This window comes from Flavobacterium oncorhynchi (assembly GCF_002217355.1).
GTDB classification, from domain to species: Bacteria; Bacteroidota; Bacteroidia; order Flavobacteriales; family Flavobacteriaceae; genus Flavobacterium; species Flavobacterium oncorhynchi.
Genome location: NZ_MUHA01000022.1, coordinates 35,517 through 47,906, shown reverse-complemented (window position 1 = coordinate 47,906; position 12,390 = coordinate 35,517). Strand labels below are relative to the sequence as shown.

Here is a 12,390-nt window from a genome sequence, read left to right as displayed (position 1 = left end):
AGAACAGCTTTTAAAAAATTATCTAAACGGAGTTTACAGTAATGAATGACAGGTCATTGCATTTGGTTGTGGTACTCCCATTAATTCTAAAATAGTAGGAGCAATGTCTCCTAAAACACCATTTTGAATGTTTTTCAAATCCTTGTCAACTAAAATAATCGGCACTGGATTTGTTGTGTGTGCAGTATTTGGACTTCCGTCAGGATTAATCATTGTTTCGCAATTTCCGTGATCGGCAATTACAATTGTAGTGTAATTATTTGCAAGAGCAGCTTCGATAACTTGTTTTACACAAGCATCAACAGCCTCGCAAGCTTTGATTGCAGCACTCATAATTCCAGTGTGTCCAACCATATCACCGTTTGCAAAATTTAAACAAACAAAATCTACTTCGCCTTTATTTAATTCAGGAACAAGTGCGTCTGTAAGTTCATAAGCGCTCATTTCTGGTTGTAAATCGTAAGTTGCTACTTTTGGAGAGTTTCTTAAAATACGAGATTCGCCCTCAAAAGGAGTTTCTCTTCCACCAGAAAAGAAAAATGTTACGTGAGGATACTTTTCAGTTTCAGCAATACGAATTTGTTTTTTACCAGCTTTTTCTAAAACTTCACCAAGAGTTTCGGTAATGTTGTCTTTGTTATAAACAACTTTTACATTTTGGTAAGTTTCGTCATAGTTTGTAAGTGTAACATAGTACAAGTTTAATTTGTGCATGTTTTGCTCGTGAAAATCTTGTTGTGAAAGCGCTTCAGTAAGTTCGCGCCCTCTATCAGTTCTAAAATTGAAGAAAATAACAACATCGCCTTCTTCAATTGTTGCAAGAGGTTTTTCGTTTTCATCTACCATAACAACAGGCTCGATAAATTCGTCTGTTGTGTTTTTTTCATAACTTTCAAGAACGCTTGCAACTGCATTTTTTGATGGAGTTCCAACTGCGTTAACAACTAAATCGTAGGCTAATTTTACACGTTCCCATCGTTTATCACGATCCATTGCGTAGTAGCGGCCAATGATCGAAGCGATTTTTACAGGAGTATCTTTAATATAATCTTCTAAATCATGAATGTATTTAGCTCCAGATTTTGGGTCAACATCACGTCCGTCAGTAAAAGCGTGTATGTAAACTTTGTCTAAACCATATTCTTGCGAAGCGTCAATTAAACCACGTAAGTGAGAAGTATGCGAGTGAACACCTCCATCAGAAACTAATCCTAAAAAGTGTACTTTTTTATTGTTTTCTTTAGCATAGGTAAAAGCGTCAATCAAAACTTGTTCTTTAGCAAGTGTTTTGTGGGCTACTGCTAAATTTATTTTGGCTAAATCCTGATACACAATTCTTCCTGCACCAAGGTTCATGTGCCCAACCTCACTGTTTCCCATTTGACCTTCGGGTAAACCAACGTTTAAGCCGTCAGTACGAAGTTGTGCATTTGGGTAATCTTTGTAAAGGCTGTTTATAAAAGGAACATTTGCATTGTCTATTGCAGATACTTTAGGGTCAGGAGATTTTCCCCAACCATCTAAAATCATAAGGATAACTTTTTTGTTCATTACTTTTTGTTTTTTACAAAGATAAGTCATTTCTAAAATTTGCGTGAAAGCATCGATACATTTATGGTTAATAAAATGAAGCGTATTAAAAAGTAATAATTTAATTATAGAAGTCTTTATTTTTTAAAATTAATTCACGCTAAGGTCTTTTTATGAACTTTATTTTGACAGTATCAAAGTGTTGAAATGGTGTGTCGGCTTTTAAAAGGAAGATAATATTGTGATTTTTTGCAAAATCTCTTTATGTTTTCTTTTGAAATTTAGCTTTCTGATAACTAGAAGAAAAAGTTTAATTGTATTTTCTTTAAGAATTTGGGCGGGAAAGTTTGTGTTTTAGGGGTAAGTAAATATCTTACAGGAATACCCTTTTTTATGTTAATTATGTTAAAATTTAAACAAAAAAGGCTTGATTTTCAGGCTTCTATTTTGGCGACTGTAAATAATTTATATTTTTGCCATACCCAGATTTTTTATTAACCTAAAGAAATTCAATGATTTACAAAATTTATCCACTGCTTGTGTTTTTATTATTATCTTTTGGAAAAGATTCAAAAAACACACCCGAAATTAAAAATGCAACGACTAAAACCATTGCTAAGGTTGAAAAGAACCTTACAGTTGAGGCAAAAATCGAAAATATTTATAAAACATTAGATACTAATAATTTTAATGTTCCGGAACTTAAAACTTTTACTGAAGCTTTAAAAGGTTTTTACCTTTTGAAAGAGAGAGGGATTGTTCAAAAAAACATTTTAACATTAATTGATTTTAGTTTGTCATCAAATACTAAACGTTTATGGGTAATTGATATGACAACAAATAAAATTTTGTTCAATTCGTTAGTTGCTCATGGTCGAAATACGGGAGAAGAATTTGCATCAGCGTTTTCAAATATAAATTCATCGTTTAAAAGCAGCTTAGGGTTTTACGCTACTGGCGAAATTTACAAAGGAAAACATGGAGCTTCATTGCGTTTAGATGGTTTAGAAAGAGGTTTAAATGATAATGCTCGCGAAAGAGGGGTTGTAATGCATGGTGCTGATTATGTATCTGAATCTTTTATTAGAGATCATAAAAGATTAGGTCGAAGCCAAGGTTGTCCAGCAGTTCCAGTTGAATTGACAGATGAAATAATTGAAACAATAAAAGATAAATCATGTTTGTATATTTATCATCCATCAAGAAGTTTTACGATGGAGGAGAGGCTAATTTCTTAGTTTAGCATACAAATCCGAATCTAGATTATAAATATCAGCTCTAAAAATGAGCTGATTTTTTTTGCTCCAAGCTGTCCAATACCATTGGTATAAGGCGTATTTTTTGGTAATTTTTGCACTCGTTGTTTTTTTGGAAGCGATTATTGTGTCGATTTTCTCTTTTGAAAACTTTTCAGAATCATCTAAAATATGTTCTGCTAATTCAAGTGGATTTTCAACACGAACGCAGCCAGAGCTTAAAGAACGATTGTTTCTTCCAAAGTAATTGCGATGGTTTGTGTCATGAAGATAAACACTGTGACGATTTGGGAATAAAATTTTCATTAATCCTAATGAATTATTATAGCCTGGACTTTGTACATAACGATAATTATGAGGCTTGTTTTCGTTCCACGCAGTTGGCTCTACTATGTTTCCAGTGGTATCATAAATTGTGATGCTTTTATTGGCTAAATAATTTCGATTGCGTTTCATTGCAGGAACGACATCTTCTTTTAGAATTGTAGGAGGAACTGTCCAGGTTGGGTTAAAAACAACAGTTTTTAGTACCGATGTAATAATTGGTGTTTTTCTTTTACTGGTTCCAACGACAATATTTCTTGATAAAATAGTGTCTTGATTCTCGACAACATCTAAGCTGTAATTCGGAATGTTGATAATGAAGTATTCTTCGGCTAAATCAGTAGGGAACCATCTCCATCGCTCTAAATTGACAATAATTTGCTGTCTTCTTTTTTCTTTAGAATAGTTTAAAGCATTTATAGTTCCTTGTCCGATAACTCCATCGGGAGCGAGGCCGTGTCTTTCTTGAAATTTTTTAACTGACTCAAATGTCTTTTGATTATAAATGTTTGTCAGGCTGTCTTTTCCTGACATATCATTCCAGAATAAAAGCCTTTTTTTTATGTTTATTAAAGCAGAATTGGTGTCGTTTAAAGTGATTTTTTCAAGAGATTGTATGTTTTTGATTTCGTCATCTGGAAAAGTTTTAATGATTTCCAATGCTTTTAACAGCTGTTTATAAGTTTGCGATTTAGGTTGGATATTATCAACAATACTGTCTAATTTGTCTTTGTTAAAAGCTTTAATTAGTACATTGTTAACATCAAATGTTTTCTCGTCTAAATCCCAGTCTGTATATATTTTTTTAGGATCAAGTTTGCCTTTATAAAGATGATTTAGGTATTTTTCAAAATTATAAGTCAATAATATGTCATAAGTGGCCAAGTCAGAATCGCTCAGAGAGCTTATTTTGCTTTCAAACTTTTTTAATCTAGATGCTTTGTAGTCTTCGGGGTCTAAGCCTAATTCATCTGATTTTTCTAGTTGTGATAGTACGTAATTTCTCTTTTTTAAATTTCCCCAGACCGTTTTGTTCTCAGAAGAGTTGTAAAATTGTTTTAAAGTTTCACTTTTAAAAGCACCAATTAATGCGGTATCAATTTGTACTGTTCTTTCATCAGTAAGTATGATTGCCGGCGTTTTTTTTACGACAACGGGTGTTGTTTTAGGAGTATCTTTTTTACAACTAATCAAACTGCATAGTACCAATAAAAGGTAAATTTTTTTCATTCTATATTTTTTTAAACATCAAATAATGTTCTCCAACATCTTTTATTTCAAATGGTTCGCCCAGAACTTCATAGTTCATTCTTTTGTAAAAACCTACCGCTGCGGTTCTAGCGTTAAACCAAATTAAATCGACTTTATTTTGTTTACAATAGTCTTCACAATGTTTTACTAAAGCTTCTCCGAATCCCTTTTTTTGGTGATTCTCTAAAATTGCCATGCCGCGAATTTGAGCCTGTAAATTTTCGGCAAATATAGGGTTGGTTTGAGTGAATAACGAAATAATTCCTGTTAAATTTTCGCTTTGAAACAAGCCAAAATGATGAGTTGTTTTAAGATCATCTCCTTCAAAGATGCAGCTTTCTATAGGTTTTCCTTTTCTTAAAACAGGTTGGCGTACGATATAAGTTTCTTTTGATGGGATTTCTTTGATGATATTCATGATTTTTGAAAAATAATTGTTTTTATAACTTTTTAATTTTAAATGTGTTATAATTAAATGTTGATTTTTGTTGATTTTTTTTGCGAAAAAGCTTGTTTTGAACTTAACTTATTTTCTATATTTGCACCACAGTAATGCGAAAGTAGCTCAGTTGGTAGAGCTCCAGCCTTCCAAGCTGGTTGTCGCGAGTTCGAGCCTCGTCTTTCGCTCTAAAAAACCGAAATTTAATCGTTTCGGTTTTTTTACCAAAATTAAATAATTTTTTGATTTTTATTTTTTAGAATGATTTAATTGTTTATATTTGCACCCTGTTAATGCGAAAGTAGCTCAGTTGGTAGAGCTCCAGCCTTCCAAGCTGGTTGTCGCGAGTTCGAGCCTCGTCTTTCGCTCTTCAAAAGCCTCAAACATTGTTTGAGGCTTTTTTGTTTTTAAACTAAATGTAAATTCTAATACTCTAAATTCTAAATCCCAATTTTATGTTTATTCCTTTAATTTTGGAATTTAGAATTTAAAATATTGGAATCTTTATTTTAAATTACTTAAATTACTTTCAGTTTCTAGTTCTGTCGGTGTTTCGTTTTGTAAAAATAAACGAGCCTGTAAGCTTCCTTTTAAAGTTATTTTTTCACCTTTTACTTCCAGCCAGCTGCCTTCTCTTAAGCCTAAAACTGGAATTGAATTAAAAGCATGAAACTCCTTAATTCTTGTTTCGCGCGTTTCTCCCATATGTTTAGAGTTTAAATCGGGATCTAAATAATGCGGATTTAAGTTGAATGGAATTAATCCTAAAGTTTGAAAGCTTGGAGGATAAATAATTGGCATATCGTTAGTTGTCTGCATAGATAGTCCGCATATGTTGCTTCCGGCGCTTGTTCCAAGATATGGAGTTCCATTTTTTACAGTTTCAGAAAGCAATTGCATAATGTTGTTTTTGTACAATTGTGTAACAAGTAAAAAAGTATTTCCCCCGCCTGTAAATATTCCTTCAGCATTTTTTAAGGCGCTTTCTGGACTTTCAAATTCATGAATTCCTTGCAGTTTTATATTGATTGATGCAAAAGCCTGCGCGGCTTTTTGTGTGTATTCGTCATGAGAAATTCCGCCGGGACGTGCGTACGGAATAAATAAAATGCTTTTACAGTTTTTAAAATGTATTTGTAATGTCGGTAATAAGTATTCTAAATAGCTGCCTTCGTGTAAAGTAGAGGTGCTTGCAATGATAATGCTTTTCATAATTTTTAAACTCTGATTTTGTATGTTAAAGGTATTAAAAATCTAGCTTTCTGAGTGTGTTTAACTTTGGTTAATTAACATATTTTTACCAACTCATTAATATTAAATTTGGAATACATTAGGATATTTTTACCTTTTTAATAAAATTCTAAGATTTTTTATTTTGATTACAAAAGTTGTCTGCTTTTTTGTTGCTGTTATGAGTCAAAACGTGTGGTCTCAAAATCAAGAACGCTCTGTTTTGAATGGAAAAATTATGGCTAATACCAATGATTTGGAAGGTGTTTATGTTGTAAATGCACAAACAGAAACAATGACTACTACAGATGCTTCTGGTGCTTTTTCGATTATGGCAAAAGCTGATGATACGCTTGTTTTTTCATCTATACAATTTAAAGAAAATAGAGTTTTGTTGTCTGCTGCTGATTTTACCGAGCTGAATTTTATTGTAAAAATGAGTTTACTTATGAATCAATTGCAAGAGGTAATTGTAAAGAGATACGACAGAATAAATGCTGTTTCTTTAGGAATTGTTCCAGAAGGGCAAAAAAGATATACAGCAGCCGAAAGGAAATTGCATACAGCAACGGATTTAAAAGCTCCAGGAGGTGGTTTGACTGCTGATCCTTTAATGAATTTTCTTTCGGGCCGCACAGCAATGCTTAAAAAAGAAGTCGCTGTCGAAAAGAAAGAAGCTTTTATGAGGCTTTTGGAGAATATGTTTAGTATGGATCATTTTGTTAACAGACTGAAGATTCCGCTAGACTATGTAAAAGGATTTGAATATTATGCTGTCGATAATGAAAGGTTTACAGCTATTTTGAATTCGAAAAATAAAACTTCTATAGAGTTTTTGTTAGGAGAGCTGGCGGTAAAATACAAAGAAATAATTGCAAGTGAACTTAAGTAATACTTTATATATAACCTTTTTTATGTGCTTTGTTCAAATTTGTTTTGGACAAAATGGCAATGGAAAAGTGATTTCGGGGCAAATATTTGAGCAGTCTACTCCAATCGGGGGTGTGAATATTATCAATAATGATACACAGATTGCGACTGTTTCTGACAATGATGGACGTTTTTCAATTTCGGTAAAAGAAGGAGATGTTTTGGTATTTTCGGCAGTAAATTTAGATCCTGTAAAACGTCGGATTACAATTGCTGATCTTAGTTTGAGTTTGCTTTCGATTAAAATGACAGCAAAAGAAATTGAGTTAAAAGAAGTTGTGGTTAATGATAATTACGGTATTACGGCTGAAAATTTAGGAATTGTACCTCATGGGCAAAAAACGTACACGCCTGCCGAAAGAAAAGTGTATACTGCAACATCTACATCGGTAGATAAGATATTAAACGGAATTTCGGGGCGGACTGCAATGCTGAAAAAGGAGATAAATGTGGAGAAAAAAGAGATGCTTTTTAGAAAAATAGAATATCTTTTTGAGGAGAACTATTATACTGAAAGATTAAAAATTCCAGTTAATGATATTAAAGGATTTCAATTATTTTGTGTAGATGATACTGAATTTGCTGTATCTTTGAATACTAAGAATAAAACAATGAGCATGTTTTTAATTACTGATTTGGCTCGTAAATATCTTATAATCCTTGAAAATGAAAAATAAAATTACAATTGTTGTTATCTGCTTGTTTTGTCAAGTAATGTTTGGTCAAAATAATTCAAGAACCTCTTTGCATGGTCAGGTTGTTAACGGATCGCTAGCTATAGAAAGCGGTTATGTTATGAATGTAAATGCCAAAATCAGAACATTTATTGGTTCTGGCGGGTTGTTTGACATTATGGCAAGACCTAAAGATACGCTGTTGTTTACAGGCTTAGCTTTTCAGTCAAAGAAAATTGTTTTAACGGAGAAAGACTGTGCTCAAATTCTTTTTTCAGTGCCTTTAGATTTGGTAAGCAATGAATTGAAAGAAGTTTTGGTTCGAAAAGATTTAAAAGTTAAAGCTTTTCAAGGCGGAAACTCACAGGCTCTTGTTGATATACAGTTTGAAGATGATAAGCAGTCTACAGCAAAGAATACTGTAATGTACTCTGATCAAACAATTAAATACGGAACTGATTTCGTTAGAATATTTAAGGATGTAAAAAAACTTCTTTCGAAAAATAAAGAAGTTAAAGAAGAAGTGATATCTGATATTGCTTTTGTAGAATATTCTAAAGCCAATTTTAAATCAGATTTTTATACAAAAACCCTAGGTTTGAAAGAAGATGAAATTGATTTGTTTTTAATGTATTGTTCTAATGATCCTGAGTCTAAAAGGCATCTTAAGCCAGAAGAAAAATTTGAATTGATCGATTTTATGATTAATAAAAATAAGGAGTTTAAAAAGGTGAATTCTCCGCAGTAATGAAAAAAAGGTTCGTTTATCCTTTACTTGGGTTATTATTTCTTTCGCTTTCGGCTTTTGCCTTTCATAAGTTTTATGTAGGTGTTTTTCAGGTTGAATATGCGGCAGAAAAAAAAATGATTCAAATTACATCTCGAATTTTTATTGATGATTTGAATAATGGTATGGAGAAAAAGTACCATAAAAAAACATTTGTAGGTACAGAGCGTGAAACTCCTGCGGATGCTGATTTGCTTAAAAAATATCTTTCTGAAAATTTTACGATTAAAGTAAACGGACAAACAAAACCAGTTGTCTTTTTGTCTAAAGAGGTTGAAGGTGATGTTTTGGTGTGTTATTCGAGAATAAAAGATGTTGAAAAGTTTAAGACAATCGAAATTGTAAATACCATTTTGGTCGATTGGAATGCTGAACAGCAGAATATTACACATATTACAGCATTTGGAACTAAAAGGAGTGTGCTTTTTACAGGATCTTCAAGGAAAGAATTGTTAAAATACTAATTTATAAGTTAAATGAGTATATTAATTATTATTTTCACACCCAGATAAAATTACCATTAAATTTTTATGAAAAAACTTTCATTATTATTAATTTTTCCTGCCATGTTAATTGCTCAGGAAAAAGGAACAGCACCTAGACAACAAGGCAAATACGATACAAATAAGTTTAGCCAGATGTACGATTTGCTGGCAACACCTAATATGTTTCGTACAGCATCTGGTGCGCCCGGACCAGCATACTATCAGCAGCAGGCAGATTATAAAATTGATATTGAATTAGATGATAAAAATTCAAAATTAAGTGGTTATGAAACGATTACTTATTCTAACAATTCACCAGATAGTTTAGAGTATTTATGGGTGCAGTTAGATCAAAATCAGGCTAAAGCTAACACACAGACTTCATTGGCTGAAGGTGAAAAAATTAATCAAGTTTTACCGCTTGAAGGTTTTTCTACTAAATATTTAAAGAAAAATTTAGAACGTGGTTTTAATATTGAACAAGTAAAAGATGCAAAAGGAAATGCAATGTCTTATACGATCAATGAAACTATGATGCGAATTAATTTGGTTTCGCCTTTAAAACCAGGAGAGAAAATTGTATTTTCAGTAAAATGGTGGTACAACATTAATAATTACAGAAAAGAAGGCGGACGTTCAGGTTATGAATTGTTTGAAAAAGATGGTAATAAACTATATGTAATTGCGCAGTTTTACCCAAGAATGGCGGTATATAATGATGTTGAAGGCTGGCAGAATATGCAGTTTTGGGGAAGTGGCGAATTTGCACTGCCTTTTGGGAATTTTGATGTAAATATTACAGTTCCTGCAGATCATATAATTGATGCCACTGGAGAGCTAACAAATAGAAGTGAAGTTTTTACAGCTGAGCAAGTTAAACGTTACGAACAGGCTCAAAAATCATTTGACAAACCTGTTGTAATTGTTACACAAGCCGAAGCCGAAGTCGCTGAAAAAGGATTTTCTGAAAAGAAAAAAACTTGGAAATTCAGCGCTAAAAATGTTCGTGATTTCGGAATTGCATCTTCAAGAAAATTCATTTATGATGCAATGGCTGTAAAATTGAACAATAAAATTGTAATGGCAGAGTCTGTTTATCCAAAAGAATCAAATCCGCTTTGGGGAGAAACTTCTACAATGACCGTTGCACATACTTTAAGAAGTTATTCATCACATACTTTTGATTATCCTTATCCAAAAGCAGTATCAGTTTCTGCAGAGGATCAAGGTATGGAATATCCAATGATTTGTTGGAATTATGGGCGTCCTGATGAAAACGGGGTGACTAGTAAAGAGGTTAAAAACGGAATGATTGGTGTGGTTATTCATGAAGTTGGCCACAACTTTTTTCCAATGATTGTAAACTCAGATGAGCGTCAATGGACTTGGATGGATGAAGGTTTAAACTCGTTTTTAGAATATTTGGCTGAACAGGAATTAGATCCAAACTTTCCATCAAGACGTGGACCTGCAAAAAATATTGTTCCTTACATGAGCGGCGATCAAAAGTTTTTAGAGCCAATTATGTCTAACTCTGAGACAATTCACCAATTTGGAAATAACGCTTACGGAAAACCTGCAACAGGTCTTAATATTTTAAGAGAAGTTGTTATGGGAAGAGAGCTGTTTGATTATGCTTTTAAAACGTATGCAAACAGATGGAAATTTAAACACCCAACTCCTGAAGATTTCTTTAGAACAATGGAAGATGCTTCGGCTGTAGATTTAGATTGGTTCTTTAGAGGTTGGTTTTATTCAACTGATTTTGTAGACATCGGAATTAAAGATGTTAAACAATATTACGTTTCTGATACGCCAACGGCAGATATTAAAGATGTAAAAGTTAGAAAAGGCCGTTTTGGTTTTGAAAAAGGTCCTTTTGTATATTTAGTCTCAGGAGATAATGCAGAGGTAAGTTCTTCTAAGAAAAAAGCATTAGATGTTGAGGATATTAAGCCTCTAGCAGATTATGTTGATCAAACATTTACTGCTGAAGAAAAAGCAAGCATAAAATCGCCTAAGTATTTTTATGAAGTTGAGTTTAATAAACCGGGAGGTATGATTATGCCAATTCTTGTTGAAATAACTTATGAAGATGGTACAAAAGATAATTACAAATATCCTGCGCAAATTTGGAGAAAAAACAATGATACAGCTAAGAAAGTTTATGCAGTTTCAAAAGCAATAAAAAGTATTCAGATAGATCCAAAATTATTAACCGCTGATATTGATGTAACGAATAATTCTTGGCCAAAAATAGAACAAAAGTCAAAGTTTGACTAAGAATAAAGCTAAAAGACTCTGAAAAGAGTCTTTTTTTTTAAGGAAATTTTAAAACGGCAAGCTGCAAAATTTAATATCTTTGTGGCACACAAAAATAAAAGTTATGTTTGGTATAGGAGGAGGAGAATTAATTTTCATACTGTTTATAGTTTTAATGCTTTTTGGTTCTGATAAAGTGCCTGAAATTGCTCGTACTATGGGTAAAGCAATGGCTCAGTTAAAAAATGCAACCAACGATATTAAAAGTGAAATTCAAAAAGGAGCTGAAGCTAATGGACTTGATGCAAAGTCTTTGACTGATATAACAGGTAATATTAATGCGCAGATAAATGATGCGAAATCAAATATATTAGGAGATACTGGTAATCTGCTTGGAGATACAGCAACAGAAATCGATAAAGTAAAAGAAGATATAGATTCAATTTCAGGACCAGTAAAACGTCAAAGATAATATGCTTGAAAAAATACAAGAATTAGATGTAAATTTATTAGTATATCTAAACGGACTTGGTTCTGAAACTTACGATAAACTTTGGCTGATTATTACCAATCAATTGTATTGGACTCCATTATTTTTATTAATGTTTTATCTTATTTATAAAAAAATTGGAGGAAAGCAAACCTTGTATTTACTGCTTTTTATTGCAGTTTTAATTGCGTTTACAGATCAAACTACTAATTTATTCAAACATACATTTCAGCGTTTACGTCCTTGTAATAATCCTAATATCAATTCAATTATTAGAGTTGTTCAGGTTAGAAAATCATTCAGCTTTTTCTCAGGACACGCAGCAAACACAATGGCAGTTGCTACTTTCTTGTATTTGGTTTTAAAACGCCATTTCAAGTATTTAGGCTTCTTGTTCTTATGGCCTTTAGTTTTTGCTTACAGCCGAATTTATTTAGGATTGCATTATCCAGGTGATATTCTAACGGGGTATTTCTTTGGAGCTCTTTTTGGTTTCTTGATTTATTTAGCTTACCGAAGATTAAAACCGCAATATTTTCCAGGATAGATTTATTTTAAGATGCTAAGATTCTGAGGTGCTTAGGTACTAAGGGTTTTAATATAGATTTTATAAATTGCCTCCGGTTTTAACTGGAGGTTTTTTTATGGAGAAAAATAAAAAGGCTTTAGCCAAATACTCAGCAGTATTTTGGCTAAAGCCTTTTTTACTTTTAAACTCTATATATCTCCAGC

Annotated in this window: 12 protein-coding genes and 2 tRNA genes; 10 read left to right on the top strand and 4 right to left on the bottom strand. The window is 32.4% G+C overall.

The features are described from left to right. Nucleotides 1-33: 33 nt before the first annotated feature. Nucleotides 34-1,551, bottom strand: a complete 1,518-nt coding sequence (gpmI, locus tag B0A75_RS14255; RefSeq protein WP_089054947.1) for a 2,3-bisphosphoglycerate-independent phosphoglycerate mutase — start codon at nt 1,549-1,551, stop codon at nt 34-36. A gap of 491 nt (nt 1,552-2,042) precedes the next feature. On the opposite strand from gpmI, the gene B0A75_RS14250 reads away from it, so the two are divergent. Then, nucleotides 2,043-2,768, top strand: a complete 726-nt coding sequence (locus B0A75_RS14250; protein WP_089054946.1) for a murein L,D-transpeptidase catalytic domain family protein — start codon at nt 2,043-2,045, stop codon at nt 2,766-2,768. Here the strand turns inward: B0A75_RS14250 and B0A75_RS14245 are convergent. Then, a complete protein-coding gene (locus B0A75_RS14245; RefSeq protein ID WP_089054945.1) occupies nt 2,757-4,340 on the bottom strand; it encodes a L,D-transpeptidase family protein in 1,584 nt (527 codons plus the stop codon). The two genes, B0A75_RS14250 and B0A75_RS14245, sit on opposite strands and share 12 nt — an antisense overlap. Before the next feature lies 1 nt (nt 4,341). Further along, complete coding sequence (locus B0A75_RS14240) at nt 4,342-4,779, bottom strand: GNAT family N-acetyltransferase (protein WP_089054944.1); 438 nt, start codon at nt 4,777-4,779, stop codon at nt 4,342-4,344. Between the two features lie 136 nt (nt 4,780-4,915). Between B0A75_RS14240 and B0A75_RS14235 the strand changes: the two genes are divergently transcribed. After that, nucleotides 4,916-4,988, top strand: a tRNA-Gly gene (locus B0A75_RS14235). Between the two features lie 107 nt (nt 4,989-5,095). After that, nucleotides 5,096-5,168, top strand: a tRNA-Gly gene (locus B0A75_RS14230). A gap of 136 nt (nt 5,169-5,304) precedes the next feature. Here the strand turns inward: B0A75_RS14230 and pepE are convergent. After that, nucleotides 5,305-6,012: a dipeptidase PepE gene (gene pepE, locus B0A75_RS14225; protein ID WP_089054943.1), complete on the bottom strand. Its 708-nt coding sequence runs from the start codon at nt 6,010-6,012 to the stop codon at nt 5,305-5,307. A 163-nt stretch (nt 6,013-6,175) separates the two neighbouring features. On the opposite strand from pepE, the gene B0A75_RS14220 reads away from it, so the two are divergent. The 7 genes from B0A75_RS14220 (at nt 6,176) to B0A75_RS14190 (ending at nt 12,205) form a co-directional block, all read left to right on the top strand. Continuing rightward, on the top strand, nt 6,176-6,922 hold the full coding sequence (locus B0A75_RS14220; RefSeq protein ID WP_244284404.1) for a carboxypeptidase-like regulatory domain-containing protein: 747 nt from the start codon (nt 6,176-6,178) through the stop codon (nt 6,920-6,922). A 22-nt stretch (nt 6,923-6,944) separates the two neighbouring features. Then, nucleotides 6,945-7,637 carry a carboxypeptidase-like regulatory domain-containing protein gene (locus tag B0A75_RS14215; protein WP_089054942.1) on the top strand — a complete coding sequence of 231 codons (693 nt, stop codon included), beginning with the start codon at nt 6,945-6,947 and terminating at the stop codon, nt 7,635-7,637. Then, the gene (locus B0A75_RS14210) at nt 7,627-8,382 is read left to right on the top strand and encodes a hypothetical protein (RefSeq protein WP_089054979.1); all 756 of its coding nucleotides are present in this window, start codon (nt 7,627-7,629) and stop codon (nt 8,380-8,382) included. Before B0A75_RS14215 ends, B0A75_RS14210 begins: the two co-directional genes overlap by 11 nt. Next, nucleotides 8,382-8,885, top strand: coding sequence for a DUF6702 family protein (locus B0A75_RS14205; RefSeq protein ID WP_089054941.1), 504 nt, complete (start codon nt 8,382-8,384; stop codon nt 8,883-8,885). Before B0A75_RS14210 ends, B0A75_RS14205 begins: the two co-directional genes overlap by 1 nt. Before the next feature lie 66 nt (nt 8,886-8,951). Next, nucleotides 8,952-11,189, top strand: a complete 2,238-nt coding sequence (locus tag B0A75_RS14200; protein ID WP_089054940.1) for a M1 family metallopeptidase — start codon at nt 8,952-8,954, stop codon at nt 11,187-11,189. Nucleotides 11,190-11,292: 103 nt separating this feature from the next. Beyond that, complete coding sequence (locus tag B0A75_RS14195; protein WP_089054939.1) at nt 11,293-11,640, top strand: Sec-independent protein translocase subunit TatA/TatB; 348 nt, start codon at nt 11,293-11,295, stop codon at nt 11,638-11,640. A 1-nt stretch (nt 11,641) separates the two neighbouring features. Next, complete coding sequence (locus B0A75_RS14190) at nt 11,642-12,205, top strand: phosphatase PAP2 family protein (protein WP_089054938.1); 564 nt, start codon at nt 11,642-11,644, stop codon at nt 12,203-12,205. Nucleotides 12,206-12,390 lie beyond the last annotated feature (185 nt).